This is a genomic window from Prosthecodimorpha hirschii (assembly GCF_001305515.1).
Taxonomy (GTDB): Bacteria; Pseudomonadota; Alphaproteobacteria; order Rhizobiales; family Ancalomicrobiaceae; genus Prosthecodimorpha; species Prosthecodimorpha hirschii.
Genome location: NZ_LJYW01000001.1, coordinates 2,513,727 through 2,533,246 on the forward strand (window position 1 = coordinate 2,513,727; position 19,520 = coordinate 2,533,246).

Below are 19,520 nucleotides of genomic sequence, written 5' to 3' on the forward strand. Positions count from 1 at the left end.
CCGGGCCGGATCAGCCGAAGGCCCCGGCGTGCCGCAGGGCCGCTTCCAGCCGGCCGTATTCCTCGGCCGGGATCGGCGCGAAGGGCGGACGGACGGTGTCGTGGTCCAGAAGCCCGAGGATGCGCAGGCAGGCCTTCAGCCGCGGTGTCGCGCGGCCGGCGGGCTTGTCGCGGTAGATGGCGCAGGCGAGCGGATAGATCACGTCATGCCAGTGGCGGGCGGCGGCCCAGTCCTGGCGGCTCGCCGCGTCCCAGAGCGCGACCAGCGGTTCCGGCGTCACCGCGGCGAGGCTGACCTGGCTTCCCTCCGAGCCGATCAGATAGGCGGTCAGCAGATGCTCGTCGCCGGAGCCGAGGACGGCGAGATCGGGCCGGATCGCCTTGGCGATGCGCCGGTTCTGGTCGTAGGTGGCGACCTCCCAGCTGCCCTCCTTGATGCCGGCGACGCGCGGCAGGGCGACCAGCTCGGCGAGCGTGTCCGGCCCGTAGGGCATCGAGCCGGCGCCGACCGGCGCCTGATAGAGCAGGATCGGCAGGCCGCAGGCGGCGATGACATGCTCGTGGTGCAGGCGCGCCGAGGCCGCATCGCGGAAGCCGATCCAGGCATTGGGCGGGAACAGCAGCAGTGCGTCGGCGCCGGCGGCTTCCGCGTCCGCGGCATGCAGCGCCGCCTCCAGGCTCGATTCGGCGTTGACGCCGCTGGTCAGGAAGACGTCGGGGCCGAGTTCGGCGCGGCAGATCTCGATGACCCGCCGCTTCTCCTCGCGCGTCAGCAGGAAATTCTCGCCGGCATGGCCGTTGATCAGCAGGCCGCGGATGCCGTCGGCGCGGCCGACCCGGCCGACATGCGCGGCGAGCGCCTCCCAATCGACGGAGGAGTCCGGCCGCATCGGCGTGACGGTTGCGGCATGGATGCCGGTGAGGCGGCGGATGGCGGTCGGCACGGTCATGACAGCGGCGCCTCTGCGACGGGAGCGGGGTCGGCGGCGCCGGCATCGGGCGCCAGCAGCCGATCGATGGGGAAGAGCGGATCGGGATCGCCGCGCTCGAGAATCCGGTCGGCGAGCCTCTTGGCGATGAACGGGCCGCTCGTGTAGCCGGAATGGACGCTGCCGCAGATCCAGGCATCGGGGAAACCCGGGATCGGCCCGGCCGCCGGCAGGGCGTCGCGGGTTTCCGCCTCGAGCCCGGCCCAGGCGCGGGCCAGCCGCGACCGGCGCAGGGCCGGAATCGCGTGGCAGGCGAGCCGCATGTTGCCGATCAGGCTGTCGGGCACCAGTTCGACGCCGCCCTGCTGCCGGTCGCCGCGGCCCTGCCAGCCGCCGCCGATCACCACGGTGCCGTGCGGATACTGCTTCAGGGACAGCAGCCCCGACGCGATGCCGACCACGGTGCGCATGACCGGGGCGATCCGCTCGGTGACGGCGAGCTGGTTGATCAGGACCTTGATCGGCAGGCGGAGGCCGAGCCAGGCGGCCATCTCCTCCAGCCAGACGCCACCGGCCAGGACCAGCCGGCGCGCCCGCACCGTGCCGGCGGCGCTATCGAGTTCGTAGCCGCCGCCATCCGGCACCACGCCCGCGACCGGCACCTGCTCGCACAGCGTCACGCCGGCCTCGATCAGCGCCGCACGGTAGGCGAGGCCGGTCAGATAGGCATTGGCGAAGCCGTCGACCTTGCAATGGCCGGCGACCAGCACCCGGTCCGACAGGCCGGGCTCGACCTCCAGCGCGCGGGCGGGTCCGACGAGCTCGATCGGCGCGCCGGCCTCCCGGCGCCTGCCCGCGCGATAGGTGAGAAGTTCGGCCTCGCCCTCCGTGAAGGCGAGCGAGAGCCCGTCGCAGACGACGACGCCGACATCGTGGCCGAGCCATTCGGGCGCCGAGGCCCACATGGCATGGGCCTGCAGCGCATAGGGGATCAACGCCACGCGGGTCATCTGCATGGTCAGCGTGCCGGCATTGACGCCGGAGGCCTCGCGGCAGAGCGAGCCGCGCTCGAACAGGATGGTGCGCAGGCCGGCGCGGGCGCAGAACAGCGCCACCGTGGCGCCATGGACGCCGCCGCCGACCACGGCCAGATCGTAGCGTTCGCCGGACAGGGTTGGGGTCATAGCGGCGCCGGTTTCGGAACGGGGATGTCGGCATAGTCGAAATCGCCGAGGAGCGTATCGAGCGGGACCGGCCGTAGCGGCGGGCGCGCTGTCCAGACTCCGGCCGCGGCGCGCGAACCGACATGGCGCGCGACCAGTTCGGCGGCGGTGTCGCCGCAGAAGCGGCCCTGGCACGGCCCCATGCCGCAGCGGGTGAAATGCTTCAGCTGGTTGACCTCGCTCGCACCGGCCGCGACCGCGGCGTCGATCTCGGCGCGGGTCACGTCCTCGCAGCGGCAGACCACCGTCTCGGGGGCGACGGCGTCGACCAGGCCCCGGCGCGGCCGCATCAGGTGGCGGACGGCGCCCGCGAAGGCCTCGACGGCGTCGCGCTCGGCCGCGATCCGATCGCGCGCGCCGGCAAAGGCCGGTTCGGCCAGCGCGCCGGCATCGCGCGCCGCCGCCAGACCGGCCAGCCGGCCGGACAGCAGCGCGGCCGCCGCCCCGGCGATGCCGGCGCCGTCGCCGGCGGCATAGAGCCCCTCGATCGAGGTCCGCCCGGCCGCGTCGAGCACCGGAATCCAGCCGCCCGCCAGGGCATCGAACCGCAGGGCGGCCCGCAGCAGGCGCGGGATCTCGGCGCCGGCGACGAGCCCGTGACCGACCGCGAGCGCATCGGCGGCGATCCGGTGCCGGGGGCCGGCGGCCGGGGCACCCTCGGCATCGACCGGCGCGATGGTGACATGCTCGACCGCCTCCGCACCCTCGGCGGCGACGACCGCATGGCGGAAATGGACCGGCACGCGGGCGAGACCGATCCGGAGCATCCAGCCGAGCCCCTGGCGCAGCAGGCGCGGGCGACGGGCGAGGCGCGGGGCGACGGCCATCCAGTCGGCCGGGCCGGCGAGGTCGACCAGCGCCGCGACGGTACCGCCGGCGGCGACGATCTTCGCCGCGACCGCGGCCAGCAGCGGCCCGCAACCGGCCACCACGGTGCGCCGGCCGGGCAGCATGGCTTCGGATTTCAGAAGGATGGTGGCCGCGGCGAGGCCGACCACGCCCGGCAGGGTCCAGCCCGGGAACGGGACGACGCGCTCATGCGCGCCGGTCGCGGCGACCAGCCGCGGCGCGACATAGGCTTGCGTGCCGGTCTCGGTCGCGGCGTCGACCCGGAACCGTCCGGTGACCGACCAGACCCGAGCATCGCCGACGAAAGTCAGGCCGGACGCGGCGACTTCGGCGCGAAGCGCGGCGCCGTCGCGGTCGTCCTGCGTCCGCAAGGCGTCCGGGATCGCGACGCCGGAGGCCGGCGCCCGCCAGACCTGGCCGCCGGGCCGGCCGGCTTCGTCGATCAGCACGACCGCGAGGCCGGCGCGGTGGGCGGCGAGCGCGGCCGAGGCCCCGGCAGGACCGGCCCCGACGACGATCAGATCGGCCCGGGTCTCCTTTGCGCTCACAGCGACCCCCGGCACTCGACCACCTGGCCATCGGCGACGCCGACCCGGCAGGCCTGGCGCAGGCGGCCGTCGACCCGGACCAGGCATTCCTGGCAGACGCCCATCAGGCAGAAGGCGCCGCGCGCCGTACCCGCGCGCGGGCTGTGGCGGAGCACGGTGCGGCCGGCCGCCGCCAGCGCCGCCGCCAGCGTCTCGCCCTCATGGGCGGCGACGGGCTGGCCGTCGACGACGATCGTCACCGGTCGCCCGCGTTCGATCCCCTTGGCGATTCTGACGGCTGGCATGGGCGCTTTCGGTTGGTTCTGCTCGGCATCCGCGCTTTACAGCGGCGATCAATTGTATACTGTCTATAGACAGGCGGTGCAACATTTCCCTTCGACGGAACCCGCATCGCAGCTTCAGGACGCCATCAACGGAGAGGTGCCTCATGTTCAGAAAGTCTGCCTTCGGCAAAGCCGCCCTGGCCATGGCGGCGCTCGCCGCATCGCTCCTGACCGCCAGTCCGGACGCGAACGCCCGGCCGCTCGACGAGGTACTGAAGTCCGGCGTGCTCAAGGTCGGCGTGAACCCGACCCTGCCGCCGCTGGCCAAATTCGACGAGAAGAACGAGATGGTCGGCTTCGACGTCGATTTCGCCACCGAGATCGGCAAGATGCTCGGCGTGAAGGTCGAGTTCGTGCAGGTCGGCTCGCCGGACCGCATCCCCTTCGTCGTCTCGGGCAAGATCGACGTCGTCATGGGCGCGATGACGCGCAATCCGGAGCGCGCCAAGGTCATCGACTTCACCGTTCCGGTGCATACCGAGGTGTTCGGCGTCCTGACCACCGAGGGCAAGCCGTTCAAGTCCTGGAAGGATCTCGACAAGCCCGAGGTCATGCTGATCCAGGTGCGCGGCAGCACGCCGGTCAAGTTCATCGAGGACAATCTCAAGAACGCCAAGGTCACCCTGCTCGACAACTACCCCGACGCGATCCGCGCGCTGGCGCAGGGCCGCGGCGATGCGATGATCGACGTGATCGACTTCGTCGGCGAGCAGATGAACCGCTTCAAGGATGTGAAGTGGAAGGTGGTCGAGACCCCGGTCGATGTCTATTACTGCGGCATGGGCGTCTCGAAGGCCTCGACGGGACTGAAGGACTGGCTGAACGTCGCGATCTTCGAGATGCATCGCCGGGGCAAGACCGACGCCGCCTGGAAGAAGTGGTTCGGCATCGACATGATCAACCCGACCGGCTGGTCGCCCTACTTCTGAGCCGGACCTCCGCAACCGCCCGTTCCGCATCCCCCTGCCCGGCCGCGGTCCGTAAGCCCGGCTGGCCGGCCGCCCGGCCGCCCGGGCAGGGCACATCTGCGATATCCGGATGGATGGACCTCTATCCATCCGGCACTGCCGCGGGATAAGGCAGCGGTTCCCTCCCCGCGCGGCCGGATCGCCTTCGGCTGCGCGCGCCGTGAAATGCCGCCCCTGAAATCCCACCATGAATGCCCGACCGTGAAAGCCCGCCCGTGACAGATGCCGCAGCCGCGCCCGTGCGCCCCCAAGCCGCGCTGGCCGGCGCCTTGATGATGGTCGCGGCGGTGGTCTGCTTCACGAGCCTCGATTCCATCCTGAAGCTGCTGGTCGCCCGGCACGACGTGCTGTTCCTCGCCTGGGGCCGCAACCTGTTCCAGGTCGCCTACATGGCGGCGCTGATGCCGGTGCTCGGCGGCCGGCGCATGGTGACGACTCGACACCCCGGGATGCAGCTCGGCCGCGGTGCCCTGCTGGTCTCCACGACCGTGCTGATCGTGCTCTCGCTCAAGGTCCTGCCGCTGGCGCAGACCTATGCGATCACCTTCTCGACCCCGTTCCTGGCCGTGCTGATGGCCCGGCTTTTTCTCGGCGAGACCGTCTCGCTGCGCCGGCTGGCCTGGATCGCGGCCGGCTTCGTCGGCGTCCTGATCGCGCTCCGGCCCGGCGCCCCGGATGCCGGCTGGCATCTCCTGCTGCCGGTCGGCATGGCCTTCGCCAACGCGCTCTATCACGTCCTGACCCGCGCCATCGCGGCCGACGAGGATCCGTTCGCGATGGTGTTCCTGGTCGCGGCGGTGGCGACCGTGCTGACCGCGCTGGCCTTGCCCTGGACCTGGTCGGCGATGGCGCCCTGGGAATGGGGCCTGCTCGCCCTCGGCGCGGCCTTCGGCACCGCCGCCCACATGCTGCTGGTCGCCGCCTTCCGGATCGCGCCGACGTCGGTCGTGTCGCCGATGGTCTATACCCAGATCGTCTCGGCCCTGATCCTCGGCTATCTGATGTTCGGCGAGGTGCCGACCGTCACCACCCTGCTCGGCGCCGGACTCGTCACGCTCTGCGGCATCGGCCTGATCCGCACCGGCCAGTGAACTCGGGCGGTCCTTGAAAAGGGCCGTGCGACGAGCCTCAGGCGACGTTGGCGAGGGCGAATTTGGACAGGCTGCGGATATGCGCCTGCGCAGCCTTGCGGGCGAGTTTGGGGTCGCCGGCCTCCAGCGCGTCGAGGATGGCCAGATGCTCGAGGCTGTCCGGGCCGACGCGGTCGGCGAGGCGGGCGATCTCGAACAGGCGGGTGGTCACGCGCAGCGAATGGATGATCCCGGCCATCACCGGATTGCCGCAGCCATTGATGAACAGGCCGTGGACATTGTCGTCCGAGCGCCAATGCGCGTCGGTGTGATAGCTGGTCGCGGTCATCAGTTCCTCGACCTCGCGCCGCGCCGCCCGGATCTTGGCCGCCGGGACGTTGCCGGCGGCGAGCGCGGCGGCCTCGCCCTCGATCACCTCGCGCACCTTCAGGCTCTGCAGATATTCGGCGAGATCGACCGAGCGGACCGCGAAGGAGCGGTTGGCGACCTTGACCACCAGGCCCTCGCCTTCGAGACGCTGCAGCGCCTCGCGCAGCGGCGTGCGCGAGATGCCGAGCAGGTCGGCGAGCTTGGCCTCGACGATCAGGTCGCCGCCCTTCAGCCGGCGGGTCCGGATCATCTCGGAGACCGACTTGTAGGCGAGGTTGGAGAGGTTGTAGCCGCCCGTGCCCTCACGAACGGACGCTTCGACGTCGCTGCTCATGACCTCCCCCATCCGCCCGAATCACTCGGGAGTTGCTGCCGCATCGATCATGCCCGCACCGCACCGAGCCCGCACCAGGTGGCCACGATGGCGGCGGCGGCCTCGACGGCGCGCAGGTGATCCTCAAGATCGACCCATTCGTCGATCCGGCCGTTCTGCGTCAGGTCGCCGCCGAGCGGGCCGAGCCCGACGGTCGGGATGCCCTTCTGGACGATCGGATTGCGGATGTCGCTCGCCGTATGCATCGGATTGACGAAGGGCGCCCGGCCGGTGACCGCCTCGACCGCCTGCGCGACGGACCGGAACAGCGGGCTGTCGGCCGGAGTCTCGGCCGGCGAGACGCCGGCCAGAAAACGCACCGTCGGCGGATGCGCCGCCAGCCACGGATCGGCCGCGGCGGCCGTCCGGACCGCGCCGGCCAGTTCCTCGGCCACCGCCTCCAGCGTCTCGCCGGGCGGAAACGAGACGGCGCCGGCGACGGTGCACAGCTCCGGCGCCCGCGCCAGGGCATCCAGGCTGCCGGCGACGACATGGGAGACCATGATGTTGGTCGACCGGCCGACCGCCGCCTCCAGAAGCGGATGCCGGATGCGCGCCGCCCGTTCGGCCTCGAGTTGGCGCAAGGCCGCGCGCACATAGGCGCCTTTGGCGATCGGATCGATCGCCTGATGGGCGAAGGCGGTCTGCAGCGGCTCGGTGGTGTCGGGGCCGCGACCCGGGACATCGATCCGGAACTCGAGCTGCCCGGACGCGAAGGCCTTGACCTCGGCGAGACCGGCGCCAGATTCGGCCGGATGCAGATAGACGGCCGCATCCGCCGTCAGCCCGCCATGGAGCAGCGCCGACACGCCGCGGGCGTGGCGCTTGCTCGGCGTCGAGACCAGGATCACGTCGCCGTCCGGTTCGAGACCGGCCGCCCGGATCAGGTCGACCGCCCCGACCATCGCGGCGACGCCGGCGAGATCGTCGGCGACGCCCCAGCCGTAAAGGCGTCCGTCCTCGATCGTGCCGGCGAAGGGATCGCGCGTCCACGTGTCGAGCCCGGCGAGCGGCTCGCTGTCGGGATGGGCGAAGAAGATCAGGCTGCGGCCGTCGCCGCGGCCCTTCAGCCGCGCGACCACGCAGGTGCGGGTCTCGGCCGGCGTCGCGCGCGGCGCGGCGAACTCGCCGACCAGCGGCACCGCCGCCGGATCATAGTCAACCGTCTCGACCGCGACGCCGAGAGCCGCGAAGGCCTCGGCGACACGGGCCTGGACGGCGGCCTCGCCGTCGCGCTGCGCGGCGATCAGCGTCTGCAGCAGCCCGATCGTCGCGGCGCGGCGTTCGGCCGAAGCCGCCCGCAGGCGGGCCAGGATGGCGCCGGTCGCATCGTCCGCCGGAAGGGTCATGGGCAAGGCTCCGTCAGAGGGCGATTGCGGCCGCGCGGCCGGCGAGCAGGGCGAGAACCGAATAGGCGGTGAGATCCGGTCCCGGATCGGGGCGCGGGCCGATGACCAGGCGAATCGGTCCGGTCGCGGCCTCCGCAGCCAGTTCGTAGCGCACGCCGGGCAGATTCGGATCGGCGATCAGTTCGACCTCGGTGGCGTCGAGGCCGAGACCGGCGAGCGCGATGCCGGTGGCGGCGTTGAGATTGTGCGGAAACAGGCGTGCCGCCGCCCGCGCGCTGCCGCGGAAGAAGGCGACGGGACCGTCGAGCCGGTCGAGATCGACCATGGTGGCCGCCGGCGTGCGACGCCAGACCGCCGGCGGATAGCTCTGCACGAAGCGGACGCTGTCGAGCCCGGCGGCGGCGGCGGCGGCCAGCAGGCCGAGCGCGCCGACCGCCCCGGAGGGCACCAGGATGCGGCCCGGTCCCCGATCGGCGGCGGCCCGCAGCACGCTCTCGCCGGCCGGATCGGCAAAGGCGGCGAGCGACAGGGGGATCATGTCGATACCGGCGGCGAGCAGCACGGGCGCAGTGCCGACCAGGGCCGCCGTCGAGGCGCATTCGACGACCATGTCGGGGCGCCGTGCGACGAGATCGTCGAGCGCCGCGCAGGCGAGCCCGGCTTCCGGCACATCCGGCGACACGGCAGCGGGCGACAAGGCATCTGGCGACAAGGAACCAAGCGACACCTCGCCGGCTGCCGTGCCGGCTGCCGTGCCACGCCCGGCACGCGTCAGGATGCCGACCAGTTCGGGACCGTCCGGGCGCGCGGCGAGACCGGCGGCGATCAGCCGGCCGATGCGGCCGTAGCCGAGCAGCGCACAGCGCAGGCGCGGCCGCGCGCCGGCACGCCCGCGATCGTCCCGGCCGGCTTCACCGGGCATCGCGCGCCAGTTCCGGGCTGTCGTCCTCCGGCGCCTTGGCCGCATAGCCCTTGGCGAAATGGGCCTCGATGCGCCGCTGGACCATCTCCCAGAGGGTGGTCATGCAGAGATAGAGGATCGCGATGCAGGTGAAGACCTCCAGCACCTCGAAGCGCTGCTGCATCAGGATCTGGCCGCGCCGGAGCAGTTCCTCCATCGAGATGACCGAGGCGATCGAGGTGGTCTTGAGGAGCCCGTTGACCGAATTGCCGAGCGCCGGGATCGAGACCCGGAGCGCCTGCGGCATGACGATCAGCAGGAAGGTCTTCGACCGGTTGAGACCGAGCGAATAGGCGGCATCGCGCTGGCCCTGGTGGACCGACAGGATGCCGCCGCGCAGGATCTCGGAGAGATACGCCGCCTCGTTCAGCGCGAGCCCGATCAACGCGGACTCGATCACCGAGAACCGGGCCAGCCCCAGCTGGGGCAGGCCGGTATAGATGATGATCAGCTGGACGAGCAGCGGCGTGCCGCGGAACAGCCAGACGTGGAAACGGGCATAGCCGGACAGGATCGGATTGCCCGACAGTCGGAACAGGACCAGGACCATGCCCAGCACGAAGCCGATCGCGAGCGTCGCGGCGGCCAGCGCCAGGGTGACCAGCGCCCCCGTCAACAGGTAGCCGTTGACGAAGTAGCTGAAGAAGCCTTCCCAATTCCAGACTTTCATCGGGTCTCCGATCGCCGCGAGAGGTCGGCGGCCCTGCCGTCAGGCCGGGCCGGGGCCGTCGATCTTGAAGCTGTCGCCTTCGATCTTCAGCACGCCGTAGCGGTCGAACAGGGCATCGTAGAAGCCGCTCTTCTTCAGCCCGTTGAGCGCGTCGACCACGGCCAGCGCCAGCGTCTTGTCGGCGAAGGCGAAGGTCGCGGTCTGCGGGAACAGGCCGGCGATGGCGCGGGTGAAGTCGCCGCGGCCTTGCCAGTACATGGCGGTGGCGTCGATCGAGGTCGCCGCCTGGACCTGGCCGGCGCGCAGCGCCTGGAAGGCCTCGGCGAAATTGTTGAAGGTGCGCACGTCGAGGCCCGCCAGGCCTTCCTTCTTGAGCATGGCGTCGACCTCGCGGGTGCGCCGCTCCTCGATGCCGCCGAGTTCCACGCCGACCGCCTTGCCGGCGAGGTCCTGCCACTTGGCGACGCCGAGCGGATTGCCGCGCGAGACCAGGAAGCTGACCGCCGCCCGCTCATAGGGGACCATGTACATCAGCTTGGACCGCTCCTCGGTCCAGAAGATGCCGGTGTTGATCATGTCCCAGCGCTTGGCGGCCAGGCCCGGGACCATGGCGGCGAATTCGATGCGGACATATTCGGGCGTCAGGCCGAGCACCTTGGCGATCTCGTTGCCGAGCTCGACCCGCATGCCCTGCAGCTCGCCCTTGTCGTTGACGAACTGGAGCGGCGGCAGGGTCGGGTTGATCGACATGATCAGCGTGCCGGGCTTGATCAGGTTCGGCGCACCGAGCTTGGCCTGGGCCGAGGCCCGGCGGCCGCCGAGCGCGACGCTGCCGGCCAGCGCGCCCGCGCCGAGAAGGATGCCGCGCCGCGTCGGACCTGCCGCCGAAGGGCTCGGGCCGGACAACTTCGAGCCGGAAAGGCCGGAAAACCGGGCGTTCGAACCGTCGCGTGAATCCATCGTCATGTCTCATACCCTCCGCCGGGGTTGCGGGTAACCGGGCCCGGAACGTCTCTGCGTCCTTGTCACAGTGACACTGCCCGCATACAAACAGTATGCAAATTGCCGGCAATCCCACAAGAGGCGGGATGGCGTCGGCTGCGCATTTCGGCGCCACACTCGGGAGGGGACCATGGCGGCGGCAGAGACCGGGACGGGGCATGCGCGGATCGAAACGGTGCTGGGTCCGATCGCGCCCGCGGCCCTCGGGGCGACGCTGATGCACGAGCATCTGCTGTGCGACCTGACCCCGCCGGCGCGGCGCGGCCAGGGCCTGCCCGAGCCCGAGATCACGCTCGAGACCATCTTCGACATGGGCTACCGGCCCGGCCGCTATCACGGCAATCATCGGCTCCAGGATGTCGCTCTCGCGACCCGCGAGGCGGCGGCCTTCAAGGCCGACGGCGGCGGCGCCATCGTGGAACTGACCACCGGCGGCATCGTGCCCGACCCGGAAGGCCTCGCGGCGATCGCCCGCGGCGCCGGCATCCACGTGGTGCTCGGCGCCGGCTTCTATACGGAGAACTTCCTCGATGCCGAAACGCTCGCCCTCTCGACCGAGGCGCTGACCGAGATCACCCTCGGCCAGCTGACCGAGGGCGCCTGGGGCACCAAAGTCCGCTGCGGCCTCATCGGCGAGATCGGCTGCTCCTGGCCGCTGACCCCGTTCGAGCGGCGCTCGCTCAAGTCCGGCGCGCGCGCGCAGATCGCGACCGGCGCGGCGATCACCATCCATCCCGGCCGCGACCGCGCCGCCCCCGACGAGATCCTGGACGTGCTGGAGGCCGAGGGCGCCGACCTGTCGCGCGTGGTCATCGGCCATATGGACCGCACGCTGCTCGACGACGCCGACGTGGTCGCCCTGGCGCGGCGCGGCTCAATCGTCGAATACGACTTCTTCGGCATCGAGCATTCGAACTACTGGCTCGGCGTGGTCGACATCCCGAACGACTGGATGCGCATCCGCGCCCTGCGCAAGCTGTTCGACGCCGGGCTCGGCGACCGGGTCGTCATCTCGCACGACATCTGCACCCGCACCCGCCTGCAGAGCCTCGGCGGCCACGGCTACGGCCACATCCTGCGCAACGTCGTACCGCTGATGCGCGACCGCGGCTTCTCACAATCCGAGATCGACCTTCTGCTGCTCGAAACCCCCCGCAGGATCCTGACCATCGGCGGATAGGCCTGGACGAGCGCGAGCCCCCCACGAAGCCTCCGCAAACCGCAATCCCGGCCGCAGCGGAGCGGAGAGCCGGGACCTCCTCGCTCGTCAACTTGCCGCTGGTTTTCGCATCCCCCGCGATCTTGATGCCGCCGAGAGGGGAGTAGGTCCCGGATCGGCGGCCCTTCGGGCCTTGTCCGGGAATACGACCGTGGGATCTGAGCGTGCGAGGGAAGGTGATCGCGGGTTCGGAACTCGCGAGGAAAGGCGCTTGCGAGATCGAGAGATCAGAGCGCGTGATGGCAAGAGACCGCAGAAGCGGCCCCGCCGATGGCGCACGTGCCCCCCGAAACCGCAATCCCGGCCGGAGCGAAGCGGAGAGCCGGGACCTACTCGCTTGTCAACTGGCCGCAGGTCTTCGCGTCTCCCGCGATCCTGATGCCGCCGAGAAGGGAGTAGGTCCCGGATCGGCGGCCCTTTCGGGCCTTGTCCGGGAATACGACCGCGTGAGCGGAGCGCCTGGGAGGGCGACCGCGGGAGCGGAGCGCGTTAGGGAATGCGACCGAGAGATCGAAACGCGTGATGGAAGGAGACCGCGGGAGCGGATCCTCGCTTGCGCGCATCCCCCGAAACCGCAATCCCGGCCGGAGCGAAGCGGAGAGCCGGGACCTACTCGCTTGTCAACTGGCCGCAGGTCTTCGCGTCTCCCGCGATCTTGATGCCGCTGCCGGGCGAGTAGGTCCCGGATCGGCGGCCCTTCGGGCCTTGTCCGGGAATGCGACCGCGGGAGCGGAGCGTGCGAGGGAAGGTGATCGCGGGTTCGGAACTCGCGAGGAAAGGCGCTTGCGAGATCGAGAGATCAGAGCGCTTGATGGAATGCGACCGCAGAAGCGGCCCCCCGATGGTGCACGCCCCTGTACCTCTCAGTTCGATCCGTTTCGGCTAGTCTGATCGGATCGGACCGATCTGCCGGGAGCGACCGATCGCCCCCTGTGCTTCGAGCACCTGGGGGGGACATGTGCCCCGGCAGATTGCCGTGATGGATGCCCCGTGGGGAGTCCGCGCCTTCGAGCGCCAGTACAGGGATCGGCGAGCATCACGGCGGCTCCGTGTCTTGGGAGGGCTGTCGCATGGAGGAAGAGGACAGACGCTGGTTCGTCGGCATCGATTGGGCGAGCGAGACGCACCATGTGAGGATTTCGGACGGAAGGGGCCGCAAAGCCGGCGAGCGCATCTTCGCTCATGGCGGCGAGGGCTTGGCCGACATGGCCGGATGGCTCGTTGCCGTGACCGGCGTCGAGCCGGACGGGATCGACGTGGCGATCGAGGTGCCCCACGGTCCCGTGGTGGAAAGCGTTCTGGAACGCGGCTTCCGTGTCCACGCCATCAATCCCAAGCAACTCTATCGCTTCCGGGATCGCTTCTCGCCCGCCGGTGCCAAGGACGACAGCCGGGATGCGGAGGTTCTGGCCGACGCGCTCAGGACCGACCGGCGCTGCTTCCGCCGCCTCGCCCCGCTCGATCCGGTGCTGGTCGAGCTGCGCGAATGGTCGCGCATGGCGGAGGAATTGCGGGCCGAGCGCAACCGGCTGGGCAACCGCGTCCGCGAACAGCTCTGGCGCTACTATCCGCAACTCCTGGACCTCGCCGACGATGTCGCGGCCGGCTGGTTCCTCGACCTGTGGGCGCTCCTTCCCACGCCCGAGAAGGCGCGGCGGGTGCGGGAGGAGACCGTCGGCCGCCTGATCAAGCGCCACCGCATCCGCCGCTTCTCGGCCGGGGACGTGCTCGAGCGGCTGCGTCGCCCGGCCATCCTGGTCGCGCCGGGCACGACCGAGGCCGCCGTCGCCCATGTCCAAGCCCTCGCCAAGCGGCTCGATCTGGTCAACCGCCAGATTGCCGAAGCCGAGACCAGGCTCGACCGCCTGACCGAACGCATGGCGCAGGTGGGATCGGGTTGGGAGCCGGGCGAACCGGGGCAGGACGGGGCGCAACAGGACGGGGCGCAGCGTGACGTGACGATCCTCAGATCCTTGCCGGGCGTCGGAAGGGTCGTCCTCGCCACGCTGCTGGCAGAAGCCTGGGAGGCCCTGCAGCGCCGAGATTATCACGCCCTGCGCTGCCTGTGCGGCGTCGCGCCGGTCACCAAACGATCGGGCAAGTCCAGGATCGTCCAACGTCGTCAGGCCGCCCATCAGCGCCTCGCCAACGCCGTCTACCATTGGTCCCGCGTCGCCGTGCAGCACGACCCCAGAAGCCGCGCCAAGTACGCCGCGCTCCGCCAGCGCGGTCACGGTCACGCCCGCGCCCTGCGCTCCGTCGGAGACCGTCTCATCGCCGTCGCCTGCGCCATGCTTGAAACCGGAACCACATTCAATCCGGATATCGCTGGTGAAAGGCTTACCACCAGCACCTAAACCCTCTTCACAAACGGTGGGGAGTCCCCCCCAAACCGCAATCCCGGCCGGAGCGAAGCGGAGAGCCGGGACCTACTCGCTCCGCAACTTGCCGCACATCTTCGCGTCTCCCGCGATCTTGATGCCGCTGAGATGGGAGTAGGTCCCGGATCGGCGGCCCTGCGGGCCTTGTCCGGGAATGCGACCGAGAGATCGAGGCGCGTGAGGGAATGCGACCGCGGGAGCGGAACTCGCGAGGGATGGTGATCGAGGGAGCGGAACGCGTGAGGGAAGGTGACCGCGGGAGCGGATCCTCGCTTGCGCGTATCCCCCCGAAACCGCAATCCCGGCCGGAGCGAAGCGGAGAGCCGGGACCTACTCGCTTGTCAACTTACCGCAGGTCTTCGCGTCTCCCGCAATCTTGATGCCGCCGAAAAGGGAGTAGGTCCCGGATCGGCGGCCCTGCGGGCCTTGTCCGGGAATGCGACCGAGAGATCTCGAAGCGTGAGGGGAGGCCACCCGCGGGGATCGGAGCGTGTAAGGGGAGGCAAGCGCCGGACCTGCGGCTCAGCCGAGCACCTCGACGGCGAATTTGTACAGGCTGCGCAGGTGCTGCTGGGTCGCCTTGCGGGCGGCCTTGGCGTCGGCGGCGGCGAGCGCGTCGAGGATGGCGACATGCTCGGTGTTGTCGGGGGTCAGGCGGTCCTGCAGGCGGGCGATCTCGAAGAGATGCGTCGTGGCGCGCAGCGAGCGGATCATTGCGGCCATGATCTCGTTGCCGCAGGCATCGACGAACAGGTTGTGCAGTTGCGCGTCGCAGGTCCAGTGCGCGTCGCGCGAATAGGCCGGCGCCTTCGACAGGGCGTCGATGGCGGCCCGCACCTCGGCGATGGCCTCCGACGAAATCCGTCCGATCGCCGCGGCGGCGGCCTCCGGTTCCAGGATCTCGCGCACCCTGAGGCTCTGCAGATACTCGGTCAGCGTGACCCGCCGCACCATGTAGGAGCGGCCGGCCGTCTTGACGATCAGCCCCTCGCCTTCGAGCCGCTGCAGCGCCTCGCGGATCGGGGTGCGCGAGATGGCCAGCGCCTCGGCGAGCTTGGCCTCGACGATCGCCTCGCCGGAGCGCAGATCGTGCGACCGGATCAGGCCCGCGATCGCCCGGTAGGCGAGCGCGGACAGGTTGCCGCCCGGTTCGGCGGTGGAGACGTCGTCCTCGCTCAATCGGCACCTGCCAGGGTCAGGCCGAGGCGCTCGAGCACGCCGGCCAGAACGGGAATGTCGGCTTCGGGCAGCGGCAGGCGCGGGGCGCGCGGCGGGCCGACGCCCCGGCCGATCAGCTTGAGCGCCGCCTTGGTGCCGGCCACGTAGCGCGGCCCGCCGACCCACCAGAGCAGGTCGACCATCCGCTGATGGATCGCGCGCGCCTCGGCCGGATCGTTGCGGTCGCAGGCGGCCTCGAACAGATCGGCGGAGATGCGCGGGGCGACGTTGGAGCAGACGGCGACCCAGCCCTCGGCGCCGAGGAAGAAGGATTCGTAGCCGAGCACGCCGGCGAAGACGGTCATCCGGTCGCCGCACAGGCGAATGATGTCGCGCACCCGGGTCACGTCGAGCGTGGACTCCTTGATGTAGCGGACATTGTCGATCTCGGAGAGCCGGGCGACCGTCGAGGGCAGCATGTCGACATTGGCGGCGGCCGGGTTGTTGTAGATCATGATCGGGATGCCGATCTTGCCGGCGATCGCGCCATAATGGGCGACCAGTTCGGCCTCGGTCGGCACCGCATAGTAGGGCGGGATGATCATCACGCCGTCGGCGCCGGCGGCCTCCGCCTCGCGCGCATAGCGGACCGCGTCGGGGGTATATTCCGCGCCGGTGCCGATCAGCACCGGCACCCGCCCGCGCGCCTGGCCGATCACGGTCTCGATCACCAGATCGCGCTCGTCCTGGGAGAGCGACAGGAATTCGCCGGTCGATCCGAGCGGCACCAGGCCATGCACCCCGCCTTCGATCTGATCGTCGACCAGACGCCTGAGGGCCGCGACATCGATCGCGCCGCCATCCGGCGTGAAGGGAGTGACCAGAACCGTATAGGTGCCTCTGAAACCTGCCACACGGGCCTCCATGCCCCCGCCCGGGAGCGCTCGATCAACAATGCGGAGCCGCCGGCCGGCCTCCGTCGCGAGGCTCTGCGGACCCCGACCGGCATCGCAGGGCCGGAGGCGGGTTGGCAAGCGCCCTTGGAGATGATTGCATACCGCCGATATATTTTCGGAACAACCAGTCGCGTCCCCGGAAGGTGATTCTCATGCGTTTTTCGCACCCCGATCTCGCACCGGGGACCCGGATTCCGTTCCGCTTCGATGGGCGCGACATGGAGGGGCTGGATGGCGAGACGATCGCGGCGGCGCTTTCGGCGGCCGGCGTGACCGCGTTCCGGCGCCATCGCGACGGCGATCCGCGCGGTCTGTGGTGCGGCATGGGCACCTGCTTCGATTGCGTGGTGACCGTCGACGGACGCACGGGCCAGCGTGCCTGCCTGACCAAGCTCGCCGCCGGCATGGAGATCGAGGGGCCGGGCGGGCCGGGCCGAACCGGACCCGGCGATGCCGCCCCGCGTCGCGCCGATCTCGCCGAGACGCCGCCCGAACGGGTCCCCGACCTCGCCGTCGATGTCGCCGTGGTCGGGGCCGGTCCGGCCGGGCTGACGGTCGCCGCCGCCCTGGCCGAGGCCGGGCTCGACGTGCTGGTCGTCTACGCACGCCCGGATCCGGGCGGTCAGTTCTGGAAGCCGGTCGCCGATTCGCATCGGCCGGCCCGCGCGCTCGACGCCCAGTTCGCCGCCGGTCTCGCCGCCACCGAGCGATTCGACCGGTCGGGCGCACGGCGCTGGCAGGAGGCGACGGTGTGGTCGGCCTTCGCGGCCGACGAACTGGCGGTGTTGCACGACGGCCGCCACCGCATCCTGCGGCCGCGGCGCCTCGTCCTCGCCACCGGCGCCTATGAGCGCCCGGTGCCGATCCCCGGCTGGACCCTGCCGGGCGTGATGACGACCGGCGCTGCGCAGACGCTCGCCCGGGCCTATCGGGTCTTTCCCGGCCGCCGCGCCGTGGTCGCCGGCAACGGGCCGCTGAATTTCCAGGTCGCCGCCGACCTGCTGCGGTCCGGCGTCGAGATCGGCGCCGTGGTCGAAAGCGCGCCCGCCCCCGGGGTCGCGAACCTCGCCGCCGCCTGGCGGGCGGCCCGGGCCGCGCCGGGCCTGATCGCGCAGGGGCTCGGCTATCTGGCGGCGCTGAAGCGCGCCGGCGTCCCGATCCTGTGGGGGTCGCGCGTGATCGCTGCGGAGGGCGGCGAGGCGCTGACGGCCTGCCGGATCGCCACGCCGTCGGGCGAACGGCGCGTCGACGCGGACGTGCTCACCCTCGGCCACGGCTTCGTGCCGTCGAGCGAACTCGCCCGCCAGCTCGGCTGCCGGCAGCGTTTCGTCGACAGCCATGTCGGCGCGCTGGCGGTCGAGACGGACGCGACCGGGCGGACCAGCCTGGAGACGGTCTGGTCGATCGGCGACGGCGCCGCGATCGGCGGGTCGGTGGTCGCGCAGGCGCGCGCCGTACTGGCGGCGGACGCCATCCTCATGAGCCTCGACCGGCCGGGCCTCGGCGCACCGGCCGTGGCGGCGGCGCAGAGCCGGCTCGCCCGCGCGGAGGCCTTTCAGTCGGCGCTCTGGACGCTGTTCCGGGCGCCGCCCTTCGATCCGGCCGGGATCGCCGACGACACCGTCATCTGCCGTTGCGAGGGCGTCCGGGCGGGGGCGATCCGCCAGGCGATCGCGGGCGGCGGGGCCGACATCGGCACCGTCAAGCGCCTGACCCGCACCGGCATGGGGCGCTGCCAGGGGCGCAATTGCGCGGCGACGGCGGCACGGCTGGTGGCGGCTGCCGGCGGCGCGGCGCCCGAACCGCGCGCCCTGTTCGCGCCGCGTCCGCCGGTCGTGCCGGTGCCGCTGGCCGCGCTCGCTTTCGAGAAGCCCGAATGGGGCGGCCACCGGCGCGCCGTGCCGCCGCCGGCCCATCCGCGCCCGGATCGCAACCGGCCGCGCTGGGCGATGCGCGAGACCGACGTCCTGGTCGTCGGCGCCGGCGTGGTCGGGGCGGCGGTGGCACGCGAACTGGCGCTGGCGGGGCTCGGCGTCGTCGTGGTCGACCGCGACGCGCCCGGCCAGCAGGCCTCGACCGCCAATGCCGGCTCGCTGCATGTCCAGCTGCTGTCCTTCGATTTCGGCGCCAAGGCCGAGGCGGACGGCGGGCCGGCGGCGGCGACGCTGCGGCTTGGGAACCCGTCGGTCGCCCTGTGGCGCGAAATCGAGGCCGCGTCCGGGCGCAACCTCGACATCAAGATCACCGGCGGGCTGATGGTCGGCGAGACCGCGCGCGACATGGAGTTCCTGGCCGCCAAGGCCCGGCTGGAGGGCGAGCACGGGGTCGAGACCCATGTGGTCGGCGCGAACGAGCTGCGCAGCCTGGAACCGGCCCTGTGGGACGGTCTCGCCGGCGCGGCGCTGTGCCCGGCCGAGGGCAAGATCGATCCGCTCGCCGGGACCTTCGCGGTGATCGCGCTGGCTGAGGCCGCCGGCGCGGTGTTCGAGGCCGATGCGGCCGTCCTGGCGATCGCCCGCGAGGGGACCGGCTGGCGCGTCGAGACGGCGGCCGGTCCTGTCCGCTGCGGCCGGATCGTCAACTGCGCCGGCGCCTGGAGTTCGCATGTCGCCGCCATGGCGGGTCGCCCGATCCCGGTCCATGGCGCCCCGCTGCAGATGCTGGTCACCGAGCCCGGCCCGCCGCTCGTCTCGCGCCTGGTCGCCCACGCCAACCGGCATCTCAGCCTGAAGCAGACCCGGCTCGGCAGTCTCCTCATCGGCGGCGGCTGGTCGGCGGGCCTCGATCCGGCGACCGGGGCCAGTTCCTCGCTCGGCTGGGCGATCGAGGGCAATGCCTGGGTGGCCACGCGGGTCCTGCCGGCGGCGCGCCGCTTCCACCTGCTGCGCGCCTGGGCAGGCATGAACATCAATATCGACGGCGCGCCGATCCTCGGCGCCATGCCGGGCGCGCCGGGCTTCTACAATTGCGTGACCTCGAACGGCTACACGCTCGCCCCGATCGTCGCCCGGCTGACGGCGGACACGCTGCTCGGGCGCGAACCCGCCCTGCCGATCGCGCCCTTCACGCTCGACCGGTTCGGGTAGAGCACGGCCCGATCAGGGCGGTTGGCTCCGATCGGAAAACGCTCGCGGAAACAAAGATATCCAGAG

General features: G+C 71.3%; 16 protein-coding genes. 5 read left to right on the forward strand and 11 right to left on the reverse strand.

What is annotated here, in order from left to right; all coding sequences use genetic code 11:
- Positions 1-10: 10 nt before the first annotated feature.
- From ABB55_RS11060 to ABB55_RS11075, 4 genes are read right to left on the reverse strand one after another with little or no spacing between them, the layout of a single operon-like run.
- Positions 11-949 carry a dihydrodipicolinate synthase family protein gene (locus ABB55_RS11060; protein ID WP_054358855.1) on the reverse strand — a complete coding sequence of 313 codons (939 nt, stop codon included), beginning with the start codon at positions 947-949 and terminating at the stop codon, positions 11-13.
- Positions 946-2,112 (reverse strand): NAD(P)/FAD-dependent oxidoreductase, encoded by a 1,167-nt coding sequence (locus ABB55_RS11065; protein WP_054358856.1) that lies wholly within the window; start codon positions 2,110-2,112, stop codon positions 946-948. Before ABB55_RS11065 ends, ABB55_RS11060 begins: the two co-directional genes overlap by 4 nt.
- Positions 2,109-3,548: a (2Fe-2S)-binding protein gene (locus ABB55_RS11070; RefSeq protein WP_054358857.1), complete on the reverse strand. Its 1,440-nt coding sequence runs from the start codon at positions 3,546-3,548 to the stop codon at positions 2,109-2,111. The genes ABB55_RS11065 and ABB55_RS11070 overlap by 4 nt, the downstream gene beginning before the upstream one ends.
- Positions 3,545-3,832 carry a (2Fe-2S)-binding protein gene (locus ABB55_RS11075; protein ID WP_054358858.1) on the reverse strand — a complete coding sequence of 96 codons (288 nt, stop codon included), beginning with the start codon at positions 3,830-3,832 and terminating at the stop codon, positions 3,545-3,547. The genes ABB55_RS11070 and ABB55_RS11075 overlap by 4 nt, the downstream gene beginning before the upstream one ends.
- A gap of 143 nt (positions 3,833-3,975) precedes the next feature.
- Between ABB55_RS11075 and ABB55_RS11080 the strand changes: the two genes are divergently transcribed.
- Complete coding sequence (locus ABB55_RS11080; RefSeq protein ID WP_054358859.1) at positions 3,976-4,800, forward strand: transporter substrate-binding domain-containing protein; 825 nt, start codon at positions 3,976-3,978, stop codon at positions 4,798-4,800.
- 254 nt (positions 4,801-5,054) lie between these two features.
- A complete protein-coding gene (locus ABB55_RS11085; RefSeq protein WP_160321213.1) occupies positions 5,055-5,930 on the forward strand; it encodes a DMT family transporter in 876 nt (291 codons plus the stop codon).
- A gap of 37 nt (positions 5,931-5,967) precedes the next feature.
- Here the strand turns inward: ABB55_RS11085 and ABB55_RS11090 are convergent, their stop codons facing one another.
- Genes ABB55_RS11090 through ABB55_RS11110 form a run of 5 tightly spaced genes read right to left on the reverse strand, consistent with a single transcriptional unit; the run spans position 5,968 to position 10,618 of the window.
- A complete protein-coding gene (locus tag ABB55_RS11090) occupies positions 5,968-6,633 on the reverse strand; it encodes a GntR family transcriptional regulator (protein WP_054358861.1) in 666 nt (221 codons plus the stop codon).
- A gap of 47 nt (positions 6,634-6,680) precedes the next feature.
- Positions 6,681-8,021, reverse strand: a complete 1,341-nt coding sequence (locus ABB55_RS11095) for a M20/M25/M40 family metallo-hydrolase (RefSeq protein ID WP_054358862.1) — start codon at positions 8,019-8,021, stop codon at positions 6,681-6,683.
- Positions 8,022-8,034: 13 nt separating this feature from the next.
- Positions 8,035-8,943: an aspartate dehydrogenase domain-containing protein gene (locus ABB55_RS11100; protein ID WP_054358863.1), complete on the reverse strand. Its 909-nt coding sequence runs from the start codon at positions 8,941-8,943 to the stop codon at positions 8,035-8,037.
- Positions 8,933-9,652: an amino acid ABC transporter permease gene (locus tag ABB55_RS11105; RefSeq protein ID WP_054358864.1), complete on the reverse strand. Its 720-nt coding sequence runs from the start codon at positions 9,650-9,652 to the stop codon at positions 8,933-8,935. The genes ABB55_RS11100 and ABB55_RS11105 overlap by 11 nt, the downstream gene beginning before the upstream one ends.
- 39 nt (positions 9,653-9,691) lie before the next feature.
- Entirely contained in the window at positions 9,692-10,618 is a 927-nt protein-coding gene (locus ABB55_RS11110; protein ID WP_244472018.1) for an ABC transporter substrate-binding protein, read from the reverse strand.
- A 166-nt stretch (positions 10,619-10,784) separates the two neighbouring features.
- Between ABB55_RS11110 and ABB55_RS11115 the strand changes: the two genes are divergently transcribed.
- Together ABB55_RS11115 and ABB55_RS28880 are read left to right on the forward strand one after the other, a co-directional pair.
- Positions 10,785-11,834 carry a phosphotriesterase family protein gene (locus tag ABB55_RS11115; RefSeq protein WP_054358865.1) on the forward strand — a complete coding sequence of 350 codons (1,050 nt, stop codon included), beginning with the start codon at positions 10,785-10,787 and terminating at the stop codon, positions 11,832-11,834.
- A 1,109-nt stretch (positions 11,835-12,943) separates the two neighbouring features.
- Positions 12,944-14,230 carry an IS110 family RNA-guided transposase gene (locus ABB55_RS28880; RefSeq protein ID WP_083463538.1) on the forward strand — a complete coding sequence of 429 codons (1,287 nt, stop codon included), beginning with the start codon at positions 12,944-12,946 and terminating at the stop codon, positions 14,228-14,230.
- Positions 14,231-14,776: 546 nt separating this feature from the next.
- Here the strand turns inward: ABB55_RS28880 and ABB55_RS11130 are convergent.
- Complete coding sequence (locus tag ABB55_RS11130; protein WP_054358866.1) at positions 14,777-15,433, reverse strand: GntR family transcriptional regulator; 657 nt, start codon at positions 15,431-15,433, stop codon at positions 14,777-14,779.
- Positions 15,430-16,326, reverse strand: coding sequence for a 4-hydroxy-tetrahydrodipicolinate synthase (dapA, locus tag ABB55_RS11135; RefSeq protein WP_152982006.1), 897 nt, complete (start codon positions 16,324-16,326; stop codon positions 15,430-15,432). The genes ABB55_RS11130 and dapA overlap by 4 nt, the downstream gene beginning before the upstream one ends.
- Before the next feature lie 194 nt (positions 16,327-16,520).
- Here dapA and ABB55_RS11140 point away from each other — a divergent pair, with 194 nt between their 5' ends.
- Positions 16,521-19,454, forward strand: coding sequence for an FAD-dependent oxidoreductase (locus ABB55_RS11140; protein WP_054358868.1), 2,934 nt, complete (start codon positions 16,521-16,523; stop codon positions 19,452-19,454).
- The last annotated feature ends 66 nt before the right edge of the window (positions 19,455-19,520 follow it).